The sequence below is a fragment of the Odoribacter sp. N15.MGS-14 genome (assembly GCF_000980245.1).
GTDB classification, from domain to species: domain Bacteria; phylum Bacteroidota; class Bacteroidia; order Bacteroidales; family Marinifilaceae; genus Odoribacter; species Odoribacter splanchnicus.
Genome location: NZ_LARE01000036.1, coordinates 1 through 25,856 on the forward strand (window position 1 = coordinate 1; position 25,856 = coordinate 25,856).

Genomic DNA, 25,856 nt, shown 5'->3' on the forward strand with positions numbered 1-25,856 from the left:
GATGTCTATTTTCCACGGATCGACGAAATCGAACAGCGAAGCGTAGAGAGTCTTATCTGTATTGAATAAGACATAGGCTCCCTCGATCATTTTCAATTTCAATACGTCGTCGGAGGGCTTCACACCTGTATCGAAATACGGAATGACCGACTCGAACAAGCTACGGATGTCGGGGCGGTTATTCGGCAATACGCGCAGGCTCGCTTTTTCACGTTTCGATTCCATAGGAATCTCTTTCTTGTCGAGCGTCTGGTAGAGTTCCCGCAGAAACGGTTTCGTGAATTTCAGCACGACGGAGCGGTAAGGATGTTCCTCGTCGGCGCGTTTCTGCAACCACATCCGGTTATCCCGCCGCATGAAGGCACACTCGCCCGGATGCAATATCGTTTTCTTACCGCGTTCCTCGATTTCGAGTTCGCCTGAACACAGGTAAATAAGCGTGTGCTCCCGATTTTCGTGGGCACAGCCTCTGTCATCAGTGAAAAAACTTGCTATAAGGACATTCGAGCAGTCAAAAACATGCAATTGTTCCATATTATCCAGTCTTTATTTTGTTTACAAAATTAGCGTATTATTTTCGTAAGATATTTGCTGTAAAGCTCATCTTTTGGAAAAACTTAATACTTTCAACATAGTATCTACTTATTATAAAATAATCAGATTGATTTTCATTGTTTCCAAATTCAGGAGAAGTTAGCTATTGAAATTGGGGTAAGAAATTCACAAGGTTTACGGGACAGCTTATTTTGATAGAAATATCTATCATGCCACCGTTTACAGTGGTTCTCATGATACAGGTGATTTTCCGTTATTCAAATAGGAGAGTGTCCCTGAATAGTCTACGGGGGACATTTCAGACAGGGACAGTGGGGTATTTTGCAGGCCTTGCATGATGCTGTGACGTAGTTATATCTGAAATCGGGACGAAAGGTCCGTCCCAGAGTTCCAAATAAAAAAAAGCGACTAAAAAAATAGTCGCTTTTACGTGGTAGCACCTGGAATCGAACCAGGGACACAAGGATTTTCAGTCCTTTGCTCTACCGACTGAGCTATGCCACCAGTGCTGTTTTGCGAGTGCAAATATAGGGCATTTCTATAAATCTGCAATAGTTTTGCGGGTATTTTTTATCTTTTTTCATTTCTTAGTCTGAAACACAGATAGATCATCAGGATAATCAAAGAGATAGAAGCCATGGGTACGGCTGGCTGAGCAATGGCCCAGACCGGTATAGCTATAGCCAGGATAGCCAGATAGAATTTCAGATATTTTCTAATGAATAGAGGAAGCGCTTTCCTGAAAATAAAAGGGATTACAAATAAATTGAGCGGATTGGCCCATAGGATATTCCAGTTTGGAGCAGTGATGGGGTGTGCTGTAAAACCTCCTAAGAATACAATCAAAACCCCTACAATTCCTGTGAAAAGGAGAAAAATAAGGGAAATGACATTCAATAATGACCGGCTTTTAACATATTGTAAAAGTAGGATCAGTAGCAGGCATCCTAGAGCAAAAACGAAAAGGGGAGTCCCATACCAGGAATTGGATAGGTTCATTTCCGGAGCCTGATATAAAACTTCGGCAGGTTCGGCCAGCAATTGTCCGTCGTATCGGGCATTTTTAAGTCCATACATCAGATAATCCGGCAAGAACATATATTGAAAAGTAGTGGCTGTACGATTACCCCTTTGCCCCAGGATCGTATGTATGCCCCATTGTACCCAAGGGGAAGCTTGCAAGTACTCATCCAGTAGATTCCAGAAATTTTTGTTTACATCCGGCATATTCCAGGCGACACTGTCGGGTAAACTTTTTAATAAGATATCCCTGCTTCGGGTGGTACAATTATCGAATAGAAAGTTGTAGAGATAATAGCGGTTTTGCGGGAGTAGGTTCTCTTCGAGCAGATCGAAAATCCGTTGTTTTTCCAGCGAATCCAGCCGGATAGTTTGAGCGTAGACCGTACGTTCTTCCAGCTGATAATTGTATATGAAATGGGAGAATTTCTGAACAGTCAGCTGATAAGGAAGCAGGCCTCGTGCATATTTTAAATAAAAATGGGGAGTAGAGAAGTCGAAAGTGCCATAATTGTACACCCTGTCGATTTGGTGTCGGGGATCGTTGATCCGGATGGCCGTATGACCGAAAAGAGAGTATAATTCGTTGCCGGGAGCACAAGTCAGGATACTGACTTCGGTCTCCGGAGAGAGTGTTAATCCTATTCCTTTAATAGAAATCAGACTGCTTATTATAAATAAAAAGATGATCTTTTTCATTTTATATGTCTTTTTATTCCGGATATTCAATATGACAAAGAAATAGAGCCTGTGCAGGAACAGAAGTACCTGCATTACAGCGGTTTTTAGATTCTATAATTTTGCGAACATCTTCTGGGGTCAGTTTACCTCTTCCCACGTCAATCAACGTACCGACAATCGCTCTTACCATATTCCGCAAAAAACGGTTGGCTTTTACCGTAAAAATCAGCTGTTTATCGGTCTCTTCCCACTGAGCTTCATATATAATACAATTATTGGTTTTGACGTCGGTATGAAGTTTCGAAAAACTGGTAAAGTCCGTATAATCGAATAACACCCGGCAGGCTTCGTTCATTGCCTGAATATCCGGCAGGGGATAAGCTTTCCAGGCAAATGGATAGGTAAACGGATCTTTTGTTTTATCGATATAATATTTATAGGTACGGGAAATAGCCGAAAAACGGGCATGTTTATCCATAGGTACCCGGTATATTTTGTAGATTGCAATATCTTTATCCAGTAATCCGTTCAGTTTATAGACCACCTGTTGCGGCTCCGGAAGTTCACATTCGATATCGAAATGAGCGACGAAAAATGAAGCGTGTACACCCGTATCCGTTCTACCGGCGCCGACGACGTATATGTCCTGGCGTAGCAAAGTACTGAGGGCCCGGTTGATTTCTTCCTGCACGGACGATGCTCCCGGCTGGATTTGCCAGCCGTGGTATCGGCTGCCGTTATAAGCTAATTCAATAAAATATCTGACCATTTTTTCTTATCTCCCGCGAAGATAAAAAATAATGCCGAATATTGTATATCCGGCATAGGGGTTTCTTTATTCTACAACGACTTTACTCTTTCCGTTGCCGGTCTTTACCAGACAAATTTTGGCAGGAATACGTTCGGTCAATTCCTGTACGTGGGATATGATTCCCACCTGCCGGCCTTGTGAGCGGAGACGTTCCAGGGCTTCCATGACAATTTGCAGGGTTTCGCTGTCTAAAGTGCCGAAACCTTCGTCGATAAAGAGATTTTCTTCGAAATGATTCCGTGAAGAAAAGGAAGATAAGCCCAAGGCTAAAGCCAGAGAGATGAGGAAGGATTCGCCTCCCGATAAAGAGAATACCGACCGGGCTTCATCGCAGAGATCGTGATCGATGACTTGTAGGGCCAACTCATCGGGTATACGCTGCAACTGATAGCGGGAGGTTAATTCCCGAAGTTGTATATTGGCGTATGATAACAGGATATCCAGCGTATATCCTTGGGCGATCTCTTTAAACTTATAGCCACTCTGTGAACCGATTAGATCGTCTAGTTTGCTCCATTGGTTTAATAATTTCGTTTTCGCATCGAGGGTATCCTTTAAGCTGGCCGCTTGTTTTTGGTTTTCTTCCTGGGTGTGCAGAGTTGCCAATACTTCGGTTTTTTGTTGGAGGATACGCTCGGATTCCTCTTGTAATGCGGTGTATTGACGCTGTAAAGAGGAAAGTGATTCCGATTGTGGATCGGGGCGGCCGGGCGATTGTAAATGATCGGCCAATTGTTTTTCACGTTCCCGTAGAGTGGCCAAAGCAGTCGTTACCTTATCCCGGAGGTGATTTTGTCTTTCCCGTTCTTCCCGGATTTTTTCAGGTGCCACTTGCAATAGTGAAATGAGAGTGGCTTCGGTTAGCTGAACAGGGGCTGTCCGATTGTATTTTTCCAGCCATTCGCCTAATTGCCGGGTGGCTTTTTCCAGGCGCTTTTGATATTGGTCACAGGTGGTACGGAGTTGGGTGATTTTTCCTTTTAGTTGTTCCGATTGGCCTGAAAGCTGTTCTTTCTGCCGGATGGCTGTTTCCAGTTCTTGAGTCGCCCTTTCTGTTAACTCTTGCCAATAACGTTCGGTTTCATCGACCATTTGACCTTGCAGAAGCCGGGCCCGTTTCCGGATGAAAGACAAAGTCTCTTCAGAGCGTTTTTTCAAAGCCTCTGCGGCTTCTGTTTCGCTTTGGCGGAAGGATTCCAGATTTTTCTGATTCTCCTCGTATTCAGCTACCGATTGAAGCAATAGTTTTTCATTTTCTGCCGATTGCAGCGTTTTAGTTTGCCATTTTTGAGCAGCTGTGGTCAGTTCCTGTTTGAGATCCGGGTAGTTATCTTCCCAGCGTTGTCGCCAGGTAGGTGCATGCATAAAAGGAGCGACCTTTTCCAGTGAAATATTTTGCTGGACTTTCAGGCCTTCAATGATCTCTTGCAACTTAGATAGTTCAGTGGCTTGACCGACTACCTTTTCCTGGGTCTGCTGAAATGTTTTTTGCAGGGCATTGTTTTGGTTTTGTATTTTATCCAGTTCTTTTTGGAGCGTTTCTAACTGATGTTGCCGTTGCTCCCATTCGTTTTCTTTCAGACGAATACTTTCCAATTCTTTTTGGCTGATATTCAGCTGTTCTCTTAGGTTTATCCGATTTTGTCCGTTAGAAACAGACCTGCCCGAATAAAGATCCTTAATTTGCTGGTGAATCTCTTCGCATTCTTCTTGCGATTCATATTTTTCATTTTGTAATACGGGTAATACTTCTCCGAGGTACCGGTGTTCGGCTTCAAGACGCGCATTTTCGGTTTTTAACCGATTATATGCTGCTTCATGCTGTCTGACTTCTTTTTCGAGTGTTTCGAGCAAGCCGTCGGCCAGAGGATGATGTGCCGCATAAGGGTGGGATTGGCTGCCACATACCGGGCAAGGGGTATTTTCTTCCAGTTGGGCCCGGAGTCGAACGACATTTTCTGAAACCGATAGTCGGGCTTGTTCCAAAGTGTGGCGTATGGTCGTGTATTTTATTTCTGCAATTTCGATTTCTTTTTTGTATTCGGTCAGGCGAACTTTGAGTGCTTGTAAATTTTGTTGTTGTTGTTGCAGTTTATCTTGCCTTTTTCTCAGTTCTTGCCGGGTCTTATCTAGTTTTTCCGTCAAGGTAATTTCCTGAAGCAATCTTTCGCGTTGTAGGCGGAGTTGTTCTTTACGATTGCGAAGTTCGCTTATGGGAAACCGATTGACCGATATTTGTTGTTGCTGGCGCAACTGCAGGAGGTCATTGTGACGTTGTATGGATGTTTCGATCTCACGGCGTTGAAGTTCCAGCTGTTGCCGGCTTACTGTTAGTTGTTGTAGAGTAGAGGTATATAAAGATTGATTTTCTATAACCTGCAACCTTTGGGTATAAGCTGTATCCAGAAAACTTTCGATCAGCTTTATGTTCAGGCACATTTGTTCATGTTGCCTGTTTTTCCTGAACCATTCTTTTAATTTATCGTCTAATTCTCTCTGTTGCAGAATACGGGAGTATCTGCTATCCTGAATTTTTTGATGCACTTTGATTTTATCTTGCAGGTCGGTTAAAGTTTTCCGGCTCTCTTGTTCTACCTGCCGGGCATTGACAATTCCGATATCTAAACGACGGGCTTCTAAAAGTTCCGGTTTAAGCTTATTGTACTGGGTTGTATATTGGTTTACCAATGATTTTTGCCGTTCCACCGATTGAAGGGTTTGCGTGGCTTTTTCGTTCAGATCGGAGAGCGCCTGTTCTGTTTGTCGTAATAATTCAGTTTGGCTTACTAAATGAGTGGTACATTCATTTTTTTCAATCCCAAAAAGACGGCTGCTTTCGATGCTTTCCATCTGCTGTAACCAGACTGACTGGGCTTGTGCTTCGGCTTGTACTTTTTGGGCATCCGAAAGGGTGGCCTGGGCTTCCGATTTAGATTGATTGATTTGTTCTAATTGCTCTATCCAACGTATTTTACGTTGGATTTCTTCATTTTTTTGTTGAAGAGCCTTTTCGTGTTTCAGGAGTTTGGCCGATTGTTGCTGTAATGTCTCGATTTCTTCCTGGGTAAGCAGGCGAATATTCCCCATACGGGCGGAGAGTTCTTTCCATTCATTGCGGATAGCTGTCGTTTTGGAATAGACCGTATTCGAGATAACAGAATAGATTTCAGTACCGGTCAGTTTTTCGAGTACTTCGGCCTTTTCTTCTTTCCGGGCTTTGAGGAATCGGGCAAATTCATTTTGTGCCAATAAAACGGTACGGGTGAATTGATTATAATTCAGACCGATGAGTTGAATCAATTTATTCTCCGATTCACTGATTCCTGTAGTGATAGGAGACGGATCTCCAAGGGGGTATACCCGGAGTTCTGCAGGTTGAAGTTTCCCGCTTATTTTATTATTGGCTCGCCATACCCGCCATACCGAGCGATAACTTTTTCCGTCTACAGCAATAAATTCTACAGCAGCCATCGCTTCGGCAGTACCTCTGCGGAGTATTTGACGACGATCTCCCTGTTGAATGAATTCTTGTCCGACATCCGGCATTTTAGTACCTTCAATACCGGTGGTGCGGGGCATATTGTTGAATAAGGCCAGACAGATAGCATCCAGAATAGTCGATTTTCCGGCACCGGTGTGACCGCATATTGCGAAGATCCCGGCAGATCGCAGAGGAGCTGCCGTAAAATCGATATCGAATTCTCCGGCAATGGATGCCAGATTTTTTCCTTGTATACGTAATATTTTCATTGTTTTTCTCCCATTTTCAGCTGTGATTCTTCAATGACTTCCCGGAATAAATGAGCCAATTCTTCGGGCAGAGGATTTTGATATCGCCTTTCGTATACTCGGTTCAACAGCTTCCAGGGATCCAGTAATTCTTCGGTGGTGAGCGTATTCTCGTTTTTTGTAAGTTGTACTGTATCCGGATAAAAGGGGAGTACCCGGGTTAAACGCACCTGTTTGGTGCGTAGGGCTTCCTCCACTTTATTGCGCAAAGCAGGTTCCGGTTCGGTGAGTAGTACCCTGACTTCGAGGAAAGGGGCCGGATGATCGTCTCTCTCTTCCGGGAGCTGAGAGAGGCGATTCAACACTTCGTCCAAGGGGGCCGGATGTTTAGGGATACGAAGTAAAGTGACTAAAGGATTAAAAATAATTTTAGTCTGATTTAGAAGTATTCCTTTGTCGATCTCCAGTAAGATCACTCCGTGGCGGTAATTTTCTTCTGCAAAAGACATGGGTAACGGACTGCCGGCATAGCGTATCTCGTTGCGGTTGGCAATCTGCTGTTCCCGGTGGATATGGCCCAAAGCTCCGTAAGTGATTTGGGAAGGGAAGACACTGGAAGGAATCCCTTCGAGTCCGCCGATGATCAGGCGTTCACTTTGATCACCTTCGGAAATCTGACTTCCTGCGGCTTGCAGGTGTCCCATAGCAATGATGGCTTCTTGTTTTTGCCTGCGTTCTTCGACGCAGGCAACCAGCGTGTCGTACATGGCCTTAACCCCTGCCTGATAAGGATCTCCTTCACTCTCGACTGCCGGATAGTCTCCCTGTCGGAGATAGGGTACCGCCAGACACCAACCTTGCCGTTTCCCCGATCTGTCTTTCAGTTCGATGATTAATTCCTCCGTATCGATTGTGCCGTCTGCTCTTTTACGTACTGTACCCCGAATTTGTATGTTCATTTCTTCGAGTAAAGGAATCGGGGTTTCGAGCCGACTGGCAGAATCATGATTTCCTGCAATCAGGATGATTTGTAAGCCCGGATTTTGTTCTGTTACCCGGCGTAGGAACCGATAAAATTGACGTTGTGCCTGAGCAGAAGGATTAGCTACATCGAATATATCTCCTGAAATAAGAAGCACATCGATTTGTTGTGTGGTAATTTGATCTGTCAGCCAATCTAAAAAATACTGATGTTCCTGAAAACGGTCATAGCCGAAAAAGGTCTGCCCGATATGCCAGTCTGCTGTATGAATGATTTTCATGTCCTGTCATTTGGACAAAAATAGTAAGATTTGCAGATATAACCAAATAGCTCACGGGCTATGGTAATCCTACCATAGCCCGTGAGCTATAGCCGGTGATAATGGCAAGTCATCAGCTTACCGGATTCATCGTGTAGGTGCATGCCATTTCCTTCGCAATAACGGAACAGGTTGCAATCGGCACATTCGCCCTGACGGGCCCATTCCCGGTTCCGGAATTTTTCGAAGCGGTTGTTCCACACTTCCATAAAATCATCCTGGTAAATATTCCCTTGGTCGTAGTTGGCCCGGATACTGGGACAACCCGATATCGCTCCGTTAATGCGGATAGATCCGACAGAAATTCCGGCATGGCAACGATAAAATTGGTCACGGACTTCAGCTTCATAAGGACCTAAAAAACCTTCACAAGCGAAATTGACGTGAATACGACCTTCTTGCCGGGTTTGACGGATAAAATCCAATACTTTTTTGAATTGGGAAGAAGATAGTTGTAATTCAGGCACTTGTGCTGCTCTGCCTGCGGGAAAGATGGTAAAGATACGCCATTGTCCGACTCCTAGTTCGATCAAATATTCTTTGAAAGCGGGGAGAGTATCGATGTTTTGTTGATTGATACAACTGACGACATCCCATACGATTTCTTTTTCCCGGCTCAGCATTCCGATAGCCTGACTGGCCCGGCGAAAGCTTTCCGGATGTCGGCGTAACCAGTTGTGGGCATCTTCCGGTCCGTCCAGACTTACGGTAATGCTGTGCAGGCCTGCTTGTAAAAGTCTGTCCAGTCTCTGACGGGATAATAACAAACCGTTGGTTACCAATCCCCAGGGGAATTCCCGGCGATAACATGCCCGGCCACACTCTTCCAGATCTTTACGCATCAGAGGTTCTCCACCCGTGAAAATGATAAAAACCCGGTGGGAATCGACCTGTGGAGTGATGTTGTCCAAAGCCTTTAAGAAGTCTTCTTTTGGCATATCGGGTTGCCCGGAAATCGCTTTGCAATCACTGCCACAATGCCGGCAAGCGAGATTACAGCGAAGGGTACATTCCCAAAAAAGAGTATGTAATTCGTGTTTTTGCCGGATCAGCTGTTCTTTTTGTCGGAAGAGTTCCAGGCCCAGGCGTTTCCGGAGGCTGATGGAATTATTCATGATCTTCTTCTTTTTGAGGAGCCAGTATGATTTTTACTTCTTGTGTTGTATTTCCCCTATTCCAGCCTTCACCTCCCTGTAAATCTTTACGAAGGAAGGTTACTTTCAGAAAATCGGCCTGGTAGTACGGATTATTTTCGTCGGAGTTGATTTTTAAATTATACTTCACCGTATCGATCGGGAACGCTGCTTGCCGGGTTTCGAATTCTCCTTCTTTTCCGGAGTATAACGTATCGTTGACCGGGTGGCTTCCATAGGGGGTATCGGGGATAAAATCAGGACGGGGTTCGTAACTGAATTCCATATCGGACACGATAATCTGAATATCGGATAGCGCCTGACCTGCCTGATCGGTGACTTTTCCTTTGATGGTATAGGAAGCTGTCGGCGTACCGTACATGCATATGATGTTACCGGGATCGTCCCCGTTATCCTCACAGGAGGAGAAACCTAAAAATCCTAATAAAGTAGTCAATATCCAGTTCAGGCTACGATTCCAGCGATAATGTAATGTTTTCATGGTTTGTTTTTTTATGATTAAACTGTTTAAATGCCTTGATTTTCTTGAGGTCGGCCTTTCCGGACAGGTTGACGGTGAGAAATCGAAGGTCTTTCATATAATGAGTTGTATTTAAAAGTTCAAACGGAATCCGATTTGCCCCGTGAGGTTGAAAAACTGTTCCGAGCGAATCGTTTGTATTTCACTGGCCGGGGTCAGATTCCATAAAAATCCTCCTTCTGCATAGACCGATACATGGCGAATAATGGGGTAGGCAATACCTATTCGTGTGTTCGCTGACCAAAGCGTACCCGGTATTCGTCGACGCTGACTTTTATAGGCCGAATAGATTTTGCCTGAAAGATTAACTTCACAGACAATACCGGCAGACCAATAACAGTAGAAACGTTCCCAATGGGTCAGGCGATAACTGAAAGATGCCGGGATTCCCAGCATGTGCAATCTTTGACGCAATACATCGTAATCCGAACTTTCATATCGCCACTGGTTGCGTAAATAGCTATAGGTAAGTCCGGTATTGAAACTCCAACGGTCCGACAACGTGCGGGATATACTTATTCCGAAAGAGATGGGAGAGCTATGCTTCACTTTATCCGGTTTCAGATCGGATAACAGGGTGCGTGTCGAAATAGGGGATGTTCCGGCCTTCGTCAGAGGAGGTTTGGGGGTATTCCCCTGAAGATGATCGTTACAGGCATAATCGGGATAGCCGGCGGAGTTGCTGGAAATACCGGCTATATTAAAATTACCTCCTCCCATGCCCAAATGCCATTTCCGTGAGGCCTTTCGGACTTTTACCGGTTCGGTTTTCGTGTTGCGGACGATCAGTACCGGTGAAAAATCTGTTTCCAGAGCTTTACTTGCAATGACTATAGGTAATATTTTAGTTTCTTGACTTTTATATTTATCCGTTGAAATCGTTTTTCCAGTTGTGTAGATAGGTTTTCGAGTGAGAACAGGGAGGAGTGAATCGGCTATTTGATCCGTCGTAACTGTTCCGGTAAGCTGTGGTATTTGTATATGATCCACAATAAAAGGTTGTATTCTGTTCCGGACTATTTCTGTCGTAGTTTCCGGGATAAGACGATCGTATAAGAGTCCGCCTCCCATGAGTAAAAGGAGGGTTACGATAGCTGCCGTCCGGCGTATGGATCTGGTGGAAAACCGGGTAGGTCGTAGAGGAAGAAAACCAGCGAGGGTTTTCCATTGTTCTGAATCCGGTTCACATTCCCAATTATGCAACCGTTCCCGGAACAATTCTTCAAATCGGTCTCTTCTATCCATAGTCAATATAAATTTTTTATCATTTGTTGTAAAGTATAGCGTGCCCTGGCATATTGTGATCGGGAAGTACCTTCTGTGATTCGGAGCATAGCTCCGATTTCCTTGTGCGAGAATCCTTCGATCGCAAACAGGTTGAAAATCGTTTGATATCCCGGAGGTAAACGATGAATTAAATCCAGCATTTCCTGGGCCGATATTTCTTCTAAAGCATTGGGAAAAGAAGTTTCCTGTTCTGTCTCCTCAGTGGGGAAGGTCAGAGGGAAAACTTTGGATCTACGGATTTTTTCCAGGGCACAATTAATAAAAATTTTCCGCATCCACCCCTCGAAACTCCCATTTCCGCTATATTCGTTCAGATTCGTAAATACCTTTATAAAACCTTCCTGTAACAGATCGTGTGCCATATCCCGGTTGCGGGAATAGCGCATACATACGCCCATCATTTTAGCGGCGTATCGTCGGTACAGTTCTCCCTGAGCTTTCCGCTTTCCTTTAAGGCATTCCTGAATCAGTAACACTTCATCCATTCACGTGATTTCTTTTTTCGTCAATAAGATGCATGGGAGAAACAAAACGTTGCATAAGAACAAAAAAAAATCTTGTTGTAAAATACATCGTTCTCCGGTTTTCCTCGTATTAATTTCGAGAGTGGAAAGAAATATAGATAATTTTATCCTATATTTGTGCTAGGTTGTTTGTTAATTTTGGGTCTTATTTGATATTTTTGTCGCTACTTTTTATAGTTATCGCTATGATGTTAAATATCAAGGAAAATATAGAAGAGATTGTGAAAACGTTACCGGAAGGGGTCAGGCTGATTGCCGTATCGAAGACGAAACCGGTGGAGTATATTGAAGAAGCTTATGCAGGGGGACAGCGTGCTTTCGGTGAAAACCGGCCACAGGAAATGGCTGCTAAATACCGGCAACTGCCCAAGGATATTGAATGGCATATGATCGGACAGCTACAAGAGAAGAATGTAAAATACATTGCTTCTTTTGTGAAATTGATTCATTCCGTGGATAGCCTGAAATTATTGCAAAAAATCGATCGTGAAGCGTTGAAAAACGAACGTATGATCGATTGTCTGCTGGAATTTCATATTGCTGAAGAAGAGACTAAATCCGGTCTGGATTGGGAGGAGGCGTGCAGGCTGCTTGAAAGTGATGAGTTTAAAGTGTTGGAGCATATCCGGATTGTCGGGGTCATGGGGATCGCAACCTATACCGAAGACCGTGAACAGATCCGAAAGGAATTCCGGGAACTTCACCGGATATTCGGGTTGTTGAAAGCGACGTATTTCCAGGAAGAAGAAAGTTTTAAGGAATTGTCCATGGGGATGTCCGGGGATTATCCGATCGCTGTTGAAGAAGGAAGTACGATGGTGAGGGTAGGAAGTGCGGTTTTTGGAGCCAGAGATTATAACAATAAATAATAAACGATAGAGATTATGGTAAATTTGAAGACAAAATTTATCGGATTGGAATTGAAGAGTCCGATTATTGCCGGGAGCTGTGGTTTGACTTCCGAGGTCAGTAAGATTGAAGAAATTGCTTTAAGCGGGGCCGGAGCTATAGTGTTGAAATCCATATTTGAAGAACAAATAAATATGGATGCATCTAAAGCATTGACCGATAATAGTTATCCTGAAAGTGCCGATTATATCCAGAACTATATTCGGGCTAATACTGTCCAGCAACATATCGATTTGGTGAAAGCAGTAAAAAATAAAGTGAATATCCCTGTTATCGCCAGTATCAATTGCTTACGGGACGGGGAATGGATTAGTTTTGCCAGTGAACTGGAAAAAGCCGGTGCCGATGCGCTTGAGTTGAATGCCTTTATCCTGCCGATGGATGAGTTTGCTGAGAGTGTGGAGGTTGAAAACATGTATTTCGACATCGTTAAACATGTGAAAAAGGTGGTTAAAATTCCGGTAATTGTCAAGATCAGCCATTATTTTACGAATTTGCCGGCTTTTGTGAGTAAGCTGAAAGCTTATGGTGCGGATGCCGTTACTATTTTCAATCGCTTTTACGAACCGGATATCGATATCGAACGGATAGCTGTCGGAGCGGCTTCTGTGTTCAGTATGCCGGCCGATTTGAGGACAACTTTGCGCTGGACCGGAATTCTGTCGGGGAAAGATAAACTTTTGCAACTTTCTTCTTCAACAGGTGTTCATAATGGAGAAGCTGTTGTGAAGCTTTTACTGGCGGGGGCGACTACTGTGCAGGTATGTTCGGCTATGTATGAACAGGGAATCGGTACGATCCGTACGATGAATCATTTTTTGAATAGCTGGATGGATAAAAAAGGCTTTGAGTCGATAGATGAATTCCGGGGAAGATTATCCTATGCCGATGCAGGTAATGCTGCCCGCTATGAGAGAGCACAGTTTATGAAATATTTTAGTGATCATAAATAAATTTCGATGTTACAAAATATGAAGTGTGTACTAGGGTTGTTTATGCTCTGTCTGTTAGCTTGTACGGAGAATAAATATGCAGGTATTCCTGAGAAATATCATGCCTTGTTGGATCAGGCATTGGTAAAAGCCGGGGATAATGCAACCGAATTGACAGCGGCATTGAAAAATGCTCCTGATACCCAAAAGGAAGGGATGGCTTTCCTGATTGCTTATATGCCGGAAAGAGATTTAAAGGAATTGACAGCGGATTTTTTATTGGAGAATACAGCCTATGCTTATCAGGCTCGTGAAAAATACGTTTGGGCCAGAGAGATTCCCGATACTGTTTTTCTGAATGATGTACTGCCTTATGTCAGCCTGAATGAAACCCGTGAAGGGTGGAGAAAGGAATTTTACGAACGTTTCGGGAAGTATGTACAGCATTGTAAGACGATTTTTGAAGCTATCGATTCGGTCAACCGGAATGTCCGGGATGAAGTATTGGTCGATTATAATACCAAACGTGAAAAACCGGATCAGAGTCCGTTCGAATCCATGCGGCAGCATATGGCTTCCTGTACCGGATTATCGATCTTGCTGACGGATGCTTTCCGGGCTGTCGGAATTCCTTCACGGGTGGCCGGTACTCCCAATTGGCACGACGAACGGGGCAATCATAACTGGACCGAGGTTTGGGCAGACGGAAACTGGTATTTTACGGAATTTTATTTTCCCGGTCAACTGAACAATGCCTGGTTTTTTGCCGATGCCGGGAAAGCGGTAAAAAACGATCAGCAGAAAGCTATTTATGCTTCTTCGTTTAAACCGACCGGAACCTATTTCCCTTTGGTATGGGATGAGAATATTCGTTATGTACCTGCTGCGAATGTAACTGATTTCTATACCGATCTATATAAATCGCATCTGGAAACGATCTCTGCGGATGGTAACCATGTTCCGTTGAGAATTATGATGTTTACAGATAATGCCTGTGTACAGAACTCGGAGGACCGGGTGGCTGCCAATCTGGATATTTTTTGCGGTAAATTGCAAATGGGAGGCGGGCGTACTGCCGGACCGACTCAGGATATGAATGATGTGCTCACCTTTATGTTAGAGAAAAATCAAACCTATACGGTGAAATATGCAAATGAAGCCGGAAAGATGAAGGAAGTGGAGGTAAAACTGGGTGAACAACCTGTCGAACTGAAGTTATATATGAAATAATACTTGAGAAAAGGGGAGAAAAGGGGCTTGGAAACAAGTCCCTTTTTTAGTTTATAAAGTTCATGGTTTGGAAACTGCCTTTCAACAGGTCGATCAGCAGTAATTTGCCGGAAAGAGTATCCTGGCTTCCCAGGATAAGCTTGATGGCTTCATTGGCCTGGATCGAACCGACGACTCCCGGTAATGCGCCGATGACGCCTTGTGGTTGCTGAAACTCAGCGATAGCATCGTGGTATTCGTAAAGGTCACGGTAAGTAGGACCTCCCTGGTAATTAAAAACGGAAACCTGACCTTTAAACTCACAAATACTTCCATAAACGAACGGTTTACCGTATCGGACGCAGGCTTCGTCGATCAGGTAACGGGAAGGCAGATTATCGGTTGCGTCTATTACCAGATCGTATTCAGCGATGATAAAAGTGTTTTCCGAAGTCAGCCGCTGAGCGTAGGGTACAATAGTTGTATAGGGATTTAAAGCCTGAAGCTTCCGGGCAGCGACTTCGACCTTCAGGGCTCCTAAACATTGGGTATCGTAGAGAATCTGACGTTGAAGATTACTCTCCGAGACTATATCGTTGTCGAGTATACCGATCCGGCCGATTCCGGCAGCAGTCAAATAGAGTAAGACGGGGGAACCTAATCCGCCGGCTCCTACAACCAATACTTTCGCCCGTTTCAATTTTTCTTGTCCAGGCTCTCCGATTTCTTCCAAAATCAAATGCCTGGCATAGCGTTCTTTTTCTCCCATAGTCGATTATTTATCTGGTATTGGGGATGTAATTCCGGTTGAATTACATCCATCCGTCCCAGTCTTTCCATACCGGTTCGTATCCTTTTTGACGTATACTGTCGGCAACTTCCTCAGGAGTGCGTTCGTCACTGATGTGGAATTGTTCCAGAGCCTGAGGATAAGTGAAATACCCTCCGGGTTCGGTTTTCGATCCGGCACTCAGGGAAGTAATACCCAAAGGGAGCATATTATTGCGGAACTCGGCCCCTTCCCGGGTAGAAATCGAGATATCGACATCATGGTCGAATATACGGAAAGCGAAGATCAATTGGGCCAAGGCACGGTCCTCCAGGATAACATTAGGCTGGAAATGGCCTTCCGAAGGACGCATCCGTGGAAAATTGACGCTGTACTTGGTTTGCCAGTAATGTTTTTGCAGGTAACGCAGGTGACGGGCCATCATAGTTACATCCGTACGCCATTCCTCCAGACCGATTAAAACTCCCAAACCGATTTTGTGTACATGGGCTTGCCCCATACGGTCGAAACCGTTGACCCGCCAGTCGAATTTGGATTTCATGCCTTTCGGATGATAAACGTTATAGCGTGCCCGGTTATAGGTCTCCTGAAAACAAACCACTCCATTTAATCCTGAATGCGTAAGACGTTTATAATCTTCCGCTTTCAGAGGCATTACTTCAATAGAAAGGTTAGCAAAAAGAGGATGGGCCAACTGCAATGCGCGTTCCAGATAGTCGACACCGGCCTCCTTCGGATTCTCCCCTGTAACGATTAATAAATTTTCAAAATTTCCCAGTTTTTTGATAGCATGCAATTCATTGAGAATCTCTTCCTCATTGAGGATGACCCGTTTGAGGGGATTGTTGTGATTGAATCCGCAATAGACACAGAAATTTGTACACGAATTAGTGATATACAAGGGGATATACATCGATATGGTTTTCCCGAATCTTTGTAAGGTATATTTTTGGCTTAATGCGGCCATCGGTTCCAGGTATTTCTCTGCAGCCGGAGAAATCAGGGCCATAAAATCGTCGATGGCCAACTGGCTTTTACTTAAAGCCAGTTCTACATCGGCGGCTGTTTTAGAGTAGATTTCCCGGGTCGTTTCTTCCCAGGAATATTTTTCAAGTTCTTCCGAAAACATATTATTAAAATTAAATCGGATTGTCTGTTTATTTCAAGAAAGCGGTCAGAGGACTGCTTGCTTCGGCAGCGATACTTTTTCCGGCTAGTCCGGCCTCATAAGCCATCCGTCCGGCTTCGACGGCTACCTTAAAAGCTTTGGCCATTTCCACCGGATTGCCTGCGACGGCTATCGCTGTGTTTACAAGTACTGCATCTGCTCCTAATTCCATCGCTTCTGCAGCATGGCTGGGAGCACCGATACCGGCATCTACGACTACCGGAATATTGCTTTGTTCGATGATGATACGTAAAAATTCACGGGTTTGTAACCCCTGATTCGTACCGATAGGTGCTCCTAAAGGCATCACCGTTGCGGCTCCGGCATCTTCCAGACGTTTACACAATACCGGGTCGGCCTGACAGTAAGGAAGTACAATAAACCCCAGCTTAGCCAGTTCTTCGGTGGCTTTCAGGGTTTCTACCGGATCGGGTAGCAGATAGCGGGGATCGGGATGAATTTCCAGTTTCAGCCAGTTGGTACCGAAAGCTTCCCGGGATAATTGAGCGGCAAAAATGGCTTCCTTGGCATCCCGTACGCCGGAGGTGTTGGGTAATAATTGTACACCTGGACGGAGAATGTGCTTTAACATATCGTCGTTCTTATCTTCCATCCGGATCCGTTTCATGGCTACGGTAACCAATTGACTTTCCGAAGCGATTATCGCTTCTTCCATCACTTGATTGGAAGAGAATTTTCCGGTTCCGGTGAATAAGCGGGAAGTAAAAGTTTTATCTGCAATTTTGAGTGTTTCCATGGTTTATGAATTTAATAAATTTAATATTTTTATTGTTTGCCTTTTTAGGTCAGGACTATTTTTAATCAGGCCCGATAAAGCGATTCCCTGAATACCTGTTTGCATTAGCGGCGGAATATCGGTTTCCGTTATTCCGCCGATAGCGAAGACCGGAATCGAAATCTTATTTTCCTGCATTCGGCCCAATAGAAACCGGTAACCTTCCAATCCGAGGACCGGACTGAGTTTCTCTTTCGTTGTGGTAAAAGCATAAGGCCCCAGACCGATATAGTCGACCTGCTGTTTTTGCCGGAGCAGGATGTCATCCCAGGTGTTACAAGTGGCACCGACGATCTTACCGGGGCCCAGTATCCGCCTGGCTTCCCATGGATCCATATCCTCTTTGCCCAGGTGCACACCGTCGGCTTCCAGTAAACGGGCGACGTCGACCCGATCGTTGATAATAAAGAGTGCCCGGTGACGCCGGCAAATCTCTTTTACCTTTCTCCCTTCACAGAGCATTTCGGCGAGGGAGGCTCCTTTCATACGGAGTTGAATCCAGCGCATTCCTCCCTGACAGACCGCTTCAACCTGCTCGCAGAGGGTCATCCCTTCTTTGGGAGCGGTGATATACTGCAAAGACAATTCACCGAGCCAGGGCTTTGAGTCGGGAGTATATTTTCCAATGCAATGATAACCTAACAGGCTGTTGTTGCTTTCGATAAAGCGGGATACATAGAGCTGTGCTTTATTACAGGAAGTAGCTAGGTCATCTCCTTGAGCCAGGGCTGACAGGAGGGCTGACGATAGGGTACAACCGGTTCCGTGTTTGGTGTACCGACTACGGGGAACCGAGAAATTAGTCGTCCGGTCGGGTTGGAATAGGACGTCGGTAGCATCCACTCCAGCGTTGTGTCCTCCTTTCCAGAGGATATTCAGGTGGTGATCCCGACAGACGATTTGTAACCGATCGGGAGTGATTCCTTCTCCGAATAATCGGTAAAGTTCGTCCGTATTCGGGGTGATAAGATAAACACGGTCAAGGATGCGTTTTAGTCTTTCCTGATCTTCGGGGGTATACCGGTGAAATGAAAAACCGGCACTGGCTTTCAGGATAGGGTCCCAGATTATTTTGAGTCGTTTGTCCTGATCGAGCAAATAATCCAATAACCGGTCCAGGATTTCGAAACTTTCGATCAGTCCGATTTTCAGAAATTCGATATTGTACTTTTGCAATAATAAGTCACATTGTTTTTTGATATCCTCCCAGGCGGTCCAATGTACTCCGGTAAAAGTGTCTTCATTTTGAAAAGTCAGAGCCGAACAAACGCCCAATCCATAACTTCCCGTGGCTTCGAAAGTTTTCAAATCGGCACCGATTCCTGCACCCGAGGAGGGATCGAACCCTGCGATACTGAGTACGAATGGAGTTTTCAGGCGGATGTATCTTTCGATAGCTTCATCGGGATTATTCCAAAGGTACCCTAAAACGGCGATTCCTTCGAAACCGGCTCGGCGGCATAAGCCGGTTTTATCAGGCTCGAGGCCTCCCAAGGCGATCACAGGACAATCGATGTCCGATAAGTCCGGTAATTGCCCGAATCGGCTCCGGTATCCCGTTTTGGAGATACTATCGAAAATAGGACTCAGAAAACAATAGGCAGGACGGAAAGGAAGTTGCCGGATTTCATCCACACGGTGACAAGAGATACTCACAGCATATTGCTGAATATAGTAGATATATTCATTCGCTTGTGGATACTTTAAATGTATTCCGTGCAACCGATATTTTTTCACTAATTCATAATGTTCGTGAAGTACGATCCTGTTCCGGTAGACAGGGAAAATCTGCCGGATAAATCTTTCATACACTTCGGCTGAAGCACCCGGTTTTCTTAAATGCAGGTACTTCAGGCCGTGTGTAAAGAGATGATTACAAATGGCTGCTTCGTCTTTGACCGGAGTGGGTGAAGTAATGACGATTATTTTCATAAATAACTGTTTCGCGGCTCGAGACCTTTATTATTTATTTTCCTGGCTGATTTTTTCCCTTAGTTTTTTACTGGCCCGCATGGAGCAGAAATGTTCACCGCACATGGAACAGAAATGTGCCTCCTTGTGGCCTTCGTCCGGTAGGGTTTCATCGTGGAATTTTATCGCTTTTTCCGAATCGAGTGCCAGGTGAAACTGATCTTTCCAGCGGAATTCGAAGCGGGCTTTACTCATGGCATAATCCCGGAAATAAGCGGCCGGATGGCCTTTAGCTAAATCGGCTGCATGGGCTGCCAGTTTGAACGTGATCACTCCTTCTTTAACATCGTCACGGTTCGGTAAGCCGAGATGTTCTTTTTGAGTAACATAACACAACATAGCGGTACCGAACCAGCCGATCATCGCTCCGCCGATAGCTGAAGTGATGTGATCGTAACCGGGAGCGATATCGGTTACCAGCGGTCCCAGGGTATAGAAGGGAGCTTCCCGGCAGTATTTCAATTGCAGGTCCATATTTTCCTTGATCTTTTGCATGGGTACATGTCCCGGACCTTCGATGATCGCCTGTACATTGTATTTCCAGGCAGTTTGGCAGAGTTCGCCCAGTGTCTTCAATTCTTCGATCTGAGCCGTGTCGTTGGCATCGGCGATACAACCGGGACGCAGGCCGTCTCCCAAGGAAATACCGACATCATATTTAGCCAGAATCTGGCAGATCTCTTCGAAATGTTCGTAAATGAAGCTTTCCTGTTTGTGGGTCGTACACCAATGTGCCATGATCGAACCTCCCCGGGAAACAATGCCGGTAAGGCGTTTCAAGGTCAGAGGCACATGTTTCCAACGCAAGCCGGCGTGAATGGTAAAATAGTCTACTCCTTGTTCGGCTTGTTCGATCAGGGTATCCCGGAAAATCTCCCAATTGAGTTTTTCAACATTCCCGCCGACTTTCTCCAGGGTCTGGTATAAAGGAACCGTACCTACGGGTACCGGTGAATTGCGGATAATCCATTCCCTGGTTTCGTGTATATTCTTTCCGGTTGACAGGTCCATGATCGTATCGGCTCCCCAGCGGAATGCCCATACTGCTTTTTCGACTTCCTCGGCAATCGAAGAAGTTACCGGCGAATTACCGATATTGGCATTGATTTTTACCAGAAAGTTCCGGCCGATAATCATCGGCTCGCATTCCGGATGATTGATGTTGGCCGGAATAATGGCCCTGCCGGCAGCCACTTCCTGCCGGACAAATTCGGGAGTGATATAATCGGGAATATGAGCACCGAACGATTCGCCTTTTTCTTTTTTATATTTTTCCCGGATTCGGTCTGCCAATTGATTTTCCCGGATAGCGATATACTCCATTTCCGGGGTAATGATTCCCTGACGGGCATAGTATAATTGGGATACCTGAGCCCCTTCGCGGGCGATTCGCGGATGGGTATTTACATGTTCGAAGCGAAGAGAATCCAGACTTTTGTCTTCCTGCCTCATTCTGCCGTATTCCGAACTGAGTCCCTCTAATTTAACGGTATCCTGGCGTTCCTCGATCCAGTTTTCTCTCAGTTTAGGAAGACCTTTTTGCAGATCGACAGTATAATTCGTATCTGTATAAGGACCGGAAGTATCGTATACGACGACATCTTCATTTTCAATCTTACTGCCATCCAGATCGACGGTAGGGGATAATTTGATTTTCCGCATCGGAACCCGGATATCCGACCGGGAGCCTGTTACGTAAATTTTTTCGGAACCCGGTAGTGGGCCTGAAGTGATTTCGAAATTTTCCATTATGATTAGATTCTGATTTTAATATACTGATTATTAATTAGGAAAGTCGGTTTATCCTCCCTGTACCGCTTTGATAATGAGTAGTTGCGAACCGTCCCGAACCAATGTCGTTTCCCATTGTGCTTTAGGTACGACCGTATTGTCCAAGGCAATGGCGATGTTTAGGGGAGAAATGTCTTGTTGGGTCAGTACCTGTAAAATAGTGCTGTTTTCGGGGCATTCCGTAGCTACGTCGTTGATAAAAATATGCATGATCTACTGTTTTAGGTTTAGCGGACCATCTGAAAGGGGGAATAATTTTAAAAAATGAAATTTTGCTCACTCTACCTACGCCGGCATTACCCGGATCAGGTTATTGGGTATAATCTCAGCCCGTAATATTAAGGCACCCCTTCTGAAAATCCGGTTCAAAGATAATAGAAAAAGAGATGGAAACAAACGTTTTAAATTTTTTATTATTTAGGATCAGATACGATTTAACCCAGACAACTCTGTAAATATCGTAGAATCTGCTTAATGTTTCCTGTTTTTAAGGAAATATGGATGCATTTGTTTCCTGAAATTTAGGAAACCATTTTTACCTTTGTTTTATAAAAAATCTCTTATTGCTATCTGACAACGTGAAATTCCGTTTGATGTGATTGAGCGGGATATAAAGCTACCGATCAACCGTAATAAGATCATTACGGTTCCGGGGGACGCCGTTGTGGCAAGTCCGCTTTAACGGAGATAGTAATTTACTTTTTATTCCATTGTAATATCAGAAATATCAGGCCGGGGACAAAAATAATAAGGGCGGTGATCTGAAGGGCGAAGGCCAGGGAAATCGAGTCATTCAACCAACCGATAAAAGGAGCCATCGTGGCGAAAATCAGGCGGATGATGAAATTCCGGATCGACAGGACGGTGGCACGCATCTCCGAGAAGGTCTGGCGATTGATATATCCTTTAAGAATAGGAGTGGCGAATCCGCGTACGATATAAAAGAGGAAGAATAAAAATAAACTGAAATAATTCAGGCAGAAAGAGACGGCCAGATAACCTCCGGCGATGAGTATCAGAATAAGGGTATATGTCCGGTTTTCTCCCAGCTTGCGGTTGAGTTTGTCCGAATATAGGGCAGCTATGCCTACAGTGAGGTTCAATACTGTCCACACGATACCGAAAAGCGCGGTCGGAAGTTCTATTTTCATCAATACCGGTTGTACGAACCAGGCCATAGTCAGGGTGGCTGCTCCGATAATGCCGGAGAACATAATGTCGTAGCAAAGGCTTTTATTCGTAAATAGCGAATATCGAATGATTTTCCAGATATTGGCTAAAGGATTGACAATTTTGGTTTTGACATTGAATTCCTGTAAAGTCAAAGCTGCCGGAATACCGATAAAGGCAATCAAAATCTGACAGTAGAAAGGCAGACGGAGCGAAAATGTGGCTAACAGTCCGCCGAAAATACCCGCGAAGGCTTCCGAAAAATTCCCGATCATCGTTACTTTACCTTCATATTTCAGGTATTCGTTTTCCCGGTCGTAATGAAGCATCGTGTCGTATAAAAGAGCCGAATCGGCGCCGGAAACCAAACTTTGGCCTATTCCCAGCAGGATCTCGGCAATAAAAAATGCATAGAAAGTAGAGGATAACGAATAACAGATGTAGCCTCCGAAAGCGACGATACAACCCGTAATCAAACAATTTTTCCGTCCCCAGGCATCGGCCAGATAACCCGTCGGGATGTCGAGACTAACCAGAACAATCGAGTAGACACTTTTTAAAAGGAAGATGTCCTTTAAGCCCAATCCATTTTCTTCGTAAAATAATACGATAATAGGCATAATCAAGGTAAACCACTTGGATACCTTAATCAAATAAAGGGCTGTAATATTTTGTTTTAGCGAGGCCACCTGCAGACTGGTAAATGCGATGACAAAGATAATAAAGATTCAGGATTAGCAGCTGGAGAAAAAAGTTTTTTAAAGAGAAAACAGGTTTGGTATGAAAATTGCACACATTATAATAAAATGTGCAGTAATCTTTTGGTTTTAAATTTTAATATGTATTTTTGTTTCAGATTACAACTAAATAACAGTTTGAACTATGAAAATTGAAAAGATCAGCGATATTTATGAGGTATTGAAAGGATATACCCGTAAAAAGCGTTTAGTGGTTGCTTTTGCTAATGATAGTCATTCTATAGAAGCTGTGTATATGGCAGTAAAAGCCGGATTGGTGGAAGGAATATTGGTAGGGGATACGGAGACTATTCAAGGAGTGTGTAAAGAAAACGGTTATGATGAATCGTGTTTTAAAATTGTCCATGAACCGAATGATGTCCGGGGAGCTGAAACGGCTGTCGAAATGATCCGAAACGGTGAAGCCGATGTTATCATGAAGGGATTGGTGAGTACCGATAAATATATGCGGGCGATCTTAAATAAGGAACGGGGATTGGTAGCGCCCAATGCAATTCTGTCGCATGTGGTGGTGATGGAATGCTCGTCTTATCATAAATTATTGACTGTTAGTGATGTGGCTGTGATTCCTTGTCCCGATTTGAATCAGAAGATTTCTATGATCAAATATGTGACGATTACAGCGAAAGCTTTGGGAGTTGAAAAACCGAAAGTAGCGATGATCGCTCCGACGGAACAGGTGTTGCCTAAAGTGCAGTCTACGGTCGATGCTGCCATCCTGTCGAAGATGGGAGAGCGGGGACAGATCCCAGGGTGCATAATCGAGGGGCCGATGGCTTTGGATGTAGCTATCGATAAAGAAGCTGCCGAAATAAAGAAAATGCAGTCGGTAGTTGCCGGAGATGCAGATTGTTTGATTTTTCCCAATCTGGAATCCGGGAATGTTTTTTATAAAACCAATACGAAATTAGGGCATTCTAAACAGGGAGCTGTACTGGTCGGAGCCAAAGTTCCGAGTGTATTGTCTTCGCGCGGAGATAGCGTTGAAACGAAATTGAATTCGATTGCTTTGGCTGCTATTTTATCGGAATAATTTTTTTGATACGTTCTCTGGTTTTGCAAGCCAGAGGTGCGAGTTCTTCGGGAATTTTAATTATAAACCTCCGGTTTTGATTCATACTTATTGATCGAAACCGGAGGTTTGTCGATTTATATTGGACTAATCACCCAAAGTCAAATTTTTGACTTTGGGGATCACTTTTTTTTATTGAAAATTCAAAGGAATTAGTTGAGTTGTCCGGATTCAGCTTTCTTGATCATGTCGGCATTCGCCGTGATATATATTTCTACTCTCCGGTTCTGCGCCCGTCCTTCGGCAGTGCTGTTATCGGCTACAGGCTGATCGAATGCAAGGCCTTCGGTCGTCAAACGGGAACGGCTGATTCCCTGGCCTACCAGAAAGTTGGCGACGGCATCTGCACGTTCTTTAGAAATGCGTTCGTTTACTGCACGGGTACCGGTATTGTCGGTATGACCGTAGATGGTCACGTCCGTATCCGGAGAATTTTTCAGGGAAGTGGCGAATTTCGTCAAGGCTTCTCTGGAAGCCGGACTAAGTTCGCTCTTATTAGTGGCGAAAAGGATACCATTGTCAAAGGTTACCTTTATGGCTTGCAGGTTATTGACATCCTGTACAGACTCGACTTTAGCGCCTTCGATCGCTTCCAGTTCTTTTTTTTGTTTGTCCATCCGGCGACCGATTAAAGCTCCGGTTCCTGAACCGACGGCAGCGCCTACTGCAGCACCGATGGCAGCTCCTTTACCCTTTCCGGCAAGAGCTCCGATTCCTGCACCTAAGGCAGCACCACTTCCGGCACCGATCGCGGCACCTTTACCTGTATTACTCCAGCTGGCACACCCTGTAAAAACACTGCCTGAGAAGATCAGACTTCCACCAAGCAATAACATAACAAAAAGATTTCTGATTTTCATGTGTTCTCAATTTAGAATCTTGGTTATTATACGTGCGAAATTAGAAACAATCTGTTAAAAATAAAATTGATTTCAGCTTGAATTTTATATTTTTGTCCGAATGAATTGAAACATACCTATAAGGGGGAGTTTGTGGTAAGATAAAGTTATAAGTTGAAACATGGCTGTATATTTTATTAGCGGGATCGATACAGATGCCGGAAAATCGATCGTTACGGGAGTAATAGCCCGGACGTTGTTACAAAAAGGAGTGCATGTGATCACTCAGAAGTTTATTCAGACCGGATGTGTCGGTATTTCGGAAGATATACTGAAACACCGGGAAATTATGGGGATTCCTCCTCAGGAAGTAGATAAAGACGGTACGACCTGTCCTTATGTCATGACCTACCCGGCTTCGCCTCATTTGGCAGCCGAAATCGACCGGGTAGAAATCGATGTAGAGCGGATTCATCGGTCTACGGAAAAATTAGATGCCGCTTACGATGTCGTATTGCTCGAGGGGGCCGGTGGGTTGTATGTGCCTGTCAGCCGGCAGTATCTGACGATCGATTATATCCAGGAATATAAACATCCGTTGATATTGGTGTCATCGTCAAAATTAGGCAGTATCAACCACACCCTGATGAGTCTTGAGTTGTGTCGTCTGCGCGGTATCGAGGTAGCTTACGTCGTTTATAACGACTTTCCCAACGATAGTGAGTGGATCAAGAATGACTCGATTACCATTATCCGGCAATATCTGGATGAATATTTTCCGGATTGTCGTCTCTTGGAATTGCCTGTAGTTGAAGGGGATAAGTGGCCTGAACTGGAATTGAAATAAATCGCATCGCTTCTACAGGGAA

Annotated in this window: 22 protein-coding genes, 1 tRNA gene and 1 riboswitch; of the genes, 5 read left to right on the forward strand and 18 right to left on the reverse strand. The window is 44.5% G+C overall.

Going from position 1 to position 25,856, the window contains the following annotated elements; genetic code table 11:
- The 10 genes from WS34_RS08970 to WS34_RS09015 form a co-directional block, all read right to left on the reverse strand.
- A partial coding sequence (locus tag WS34_RS08970) for a hypothetical protein (RefSeq protein ID WP_046404381.1) occupies positions 1-534 on the reverse strand: 534 nt, incomplete at its 3' end.
- A gap of 452 nt (positions 535-986) precedes the next feature.
- Positions 987-1,059, reverse strand: a tRNA-Phe gene (locus WS34_RS08975).
- Between the two features lie 66 nt (positions 1,060-1,125).
- A complete protein-coding gene (locus WS34_RS08980; protein ID WP_229041850.1) occupies positions 1,126-2,274 on the reverse strand; it encodes an Lnb N-terminal periplasmic domain-containing protein in 1,149 nt (382 codons plus the stop codon).
- Between the two features lie 13 nt (positions 2,275-2,287).
- Positions 2,288-3,025 carry a tRNA pseudouridine(38-40) synthase TruA gene (truA, locus tag WS34_RS08985; protein ID WP_022160315.1) on the reverse strand — a complete coding sequence of 246 codons (738 nt, stop codon included), beginning with the start codon at positions 3,023-3,025 and terminating at the stop codon, positions 2,288-2,290.
- A 66-nt stretch (positions 3,026-3,091) separates the two neighbouring features.
- A complete protein-coding gene (locus tag WS34_RS08990) occupies positions 3,092-6,817 on the reverse strand; it encodes an AAA family ATPase (RefSeq protein ID WP_046404384.1) in 3,726 nt (1,241 codons plus the stop codon).
- Positions 6,814-8,058, reverse strand: a complete 1,245-nt coding sequence (locus WS34_RS08995) for an exonuclease SbcCD subunit D (RefSeq protein ID WP_022160313.1) — start codon at positions 8,056-8,058, stop codon at positions 6,814-6,816. The genes WS34_RS08990 and WS34_RS08995 overlap by 4 nt, the downstream gene beginning before the upstream one ends.
- An 86-nt stretch (positions 8,059-8,144) precedes the next feature.
- Positions 8,145-9,212 (reverse strand): TIGR04133 family radical SAM/SPASM protein, encoded by a 1,068-nt coding sequence (locus WS34_RS09000; protein WP_046404386.1) that lies wholly within the window; start codon positions 9,210-9,212, stop codon positions 8,145-8,147.
- Positions 9,205-9,732: a radical SAM-associated putative lipoprotein gene (locus WS34_RS15560; protein WP_286693695.1), complete on the reverse strand. Its 528-nt coding sequence runs from the start codon at positions 9,730-9,732 to the stop codon at positions 9,205-9,207. Before WS34_RS15560 ends, WS34_RS09000 begins: the two co-directional genes overlap by 8 nt.
- A 111-nt stretch (positions 9,733-9,843) precedes the next feature.
- A complete protein-coding gene (locus WS34_RS09010; RefSeq protein ID WP_046404388.1) occupies positions 9,844-11,016 on the reverse strand; it encodes an outer membrane beta-barrel protein in 1,173 nt (390 codons plus the stop codon).
- Positions 11,017-11,018: 2 nt separating this feature from the next.
- Positions 11,019-11,543 (reverse strand): RNA polymerase sigma factor, encoded by a 525-nt coding sequence (locus WS34_RS09015; RefSeq protein WP_013610950.1) that lies wholly within the window; start codon positions 11,541-11,543, stop codon positions 11,019-11,021.
- 224 nt (positions 11,544-11,767) lie between these two features.
- Here WS34_RS09015 and WS34_RS09020 point away from each other — a divergent pair, with 224 nt between their 5' ends.
- Genes WS34_RS09020 through WS34_RS09030 form a run of 3 tightly spaced genes read left to right on the forward strand, consistent with a single transcriptional unit; the run spans position 11,768 to position 14,653 of the window.
- Entirely contained in the window at positions 11,768-12,451 is a 684-nt protein-coding gene (locus WS34_RS09020; RefSeq protein ID WP_022160312.1) for a YggS family pyridoxal phosphate-dependent enzyme, read from the forward strand.
- 15 nt (positions 12,452-12,466) lie between these two features.
- Positions 12,467-13,444 (forward strand): dihydroorotate dehydrogenase-like protein, encoded by a 978-nt coding sequence (locus WS34_RS09025; protein WP_013610952.1) that lies wholly within the window; start codon positions 12,467-12,469, stop codon positions 13,442-13,444.
- 18 nt (positions 13,445-13,462) lie between these two features.
- Positions 13,463-14,653 carry a transglutaminase-like domain-containing protein gene (locus tag WS34_RS09030; protein WP_046404398.1) on the forward strand — a complete coding sequence of 397 codons (1,191 nt, stop codon included), beginning with the start codon at positions 13,463-13,465 and terminating at the stop codon, positions 14,651-14,653.
- A 46-nt stretch (positions 14,654-14,699) separates the two neighbouring features.
- Here the strand turns inward: WS34_RS09030 and WS34_RS09035 are convergent, their stop codons facing one another.
- From WS34_RS09035 to WS34_RS09065, 7 genes are all read right to left on the reverse strand, one after another.
- The gene (locus tag WS34_RS09035) at positions 14,700-15,401 is read right to left on the reverse strand and encodes a HesA/MoeB/ThiF family protein (protein ID WP_013610954.1); all 702 of its coding nucleotides are present in this window, start codon (positions 15,399-15,401) and stop codon (positions 14,700-14,702) included.
- A 43-nt stretch (positions 15,402-15,444) separates the two neighbouring features.
- Entirely contained in the window at positions 15,445-16,551 is a 1,107-nt protein-coding gene (thiH, locus tag WS34_RS09040) for a 2-iminoacetate synthase ThiH (RefSeq protein WP_013610955.1), read from the reverse strand.
- 28 nt (positions 16,552-16,579) lie between these two features.
- Positions 16,580-17,347: a thiazole synthase gene (locus tag WS34_RS09045; protein WP_013610956.1), complete on the reverse strand. Its 768-nt coding sequence runs from the start codon at positions 17,345-17,347 to the stop codon at positions 16,580-16,582.
- Positions 17,348-17,350: 3 nt separating this feature from the next.
- Positions 17,351-19,318: a thiamine phosphate synthase gene (locus WS34_RS15565; RefSeq protein ID WP_286693696.1), complete on the reverse strand. Its 1,968-nt coding sequence runs from the start codon at positions 19,316-19,318 to the stop codon at positions 17,351-17,353.
- 30 nt (positions 19,319-19,348) lie between these two features.
- The gene (gene thiC / locus WS34_RS09055) at positions 19,349-21,106 is read right to left on the reverse strand and encodes a phosphomethylpyrimidine synthase ThiC (protein ID WP_013610958.1); all 1,758 of its coding nucleotides are present in this window, start codon (positions 21,104-21,106) and stop codon (positions 19,349-19,351) included.
- Between the two features lie 51 nt (positions 21,107-21,157).
- The gene (gene thiS / locus WS34_RS09060; RefSeq protein WP_013610959.1) at positions 21,158-21,358 is read right to left on the reverse strand and encodes a sulfur carrier protein ThiS; all 201 of its coding nucleotides are present in this window, start codon (positions 21,356-21,358) and stop codon (positions 21,158-21,160) included.
- A 54-nt stretch (positions 21,359-21,412) separates the two neighbouring features.
- A riboswitch (TPP riboswitch) is annotated at positions 21,413-21,509 on the reverse strand.
- Positions 21,510-21,843: 334 nt separating this feature from the next.
- Positions 21,844-22,938, reverse strand: coding sequence for an MFS transporter (locus tag WS34_RS09065; protein WP_022160307.1), 1,095 nt, complete (start codon positions 22,936-22,938; stop codon positions 21,844-21,846).
- 262 nt (positions 22,939-23,200) lie between these two features.
- Between WS34_RS09065 and WS34_RS09070 the strand changes: the two genes are divergently transcribed.
- The gene (locus WS34_RS09070) at positions 23,201-24,109 is read left to right on the forward strand and encodes a phosphate acyltransferase (RefSeq protein ID WP_022160306.1); all 909 of its coding nucleotides are present in this window, start codon (positions 23,201-23,203) and stop codon (positions 24,107-24,109) included.
- Positions 24,110-24,300: 191 nt separating this feature from the next.
- Here the strand turns inward: WS34_RS09070 and WS34_RS09075 are convergent, their stop codons facing one another.
- On the reverse strand, positions 24,301-25,008 hold the full coding sequence (locus tag WS34_RS09075) for a YiaD family glycine zipper/OmpA-like lipoprotein (RefSeq protein ID WP_013610966.1): 708 nt from the start codon (positions 25,006-25,008) through the stop codon (positions 24,301-24,303).
- A 160-nt stretch (positions 25,009-25,168) separates the two neighbouring features.
- On the opposite strand from WS34_RS09075, the gene bioD reads away from it, so the two are divergent.
- Positions 25,169-25,834 (forward strand): dethiobiotin synthase, encoded by a 666-nt coding sequence (bioD, locus tag WS34_RS09080; RefSeq protein WP_046404391.1) that lies wholly within the window; start codon positions 25,169-25,171, stop codon positions 25,832-25,834.
- Positions 25,835-25,856: the final 22 nt, after the last annotated feature.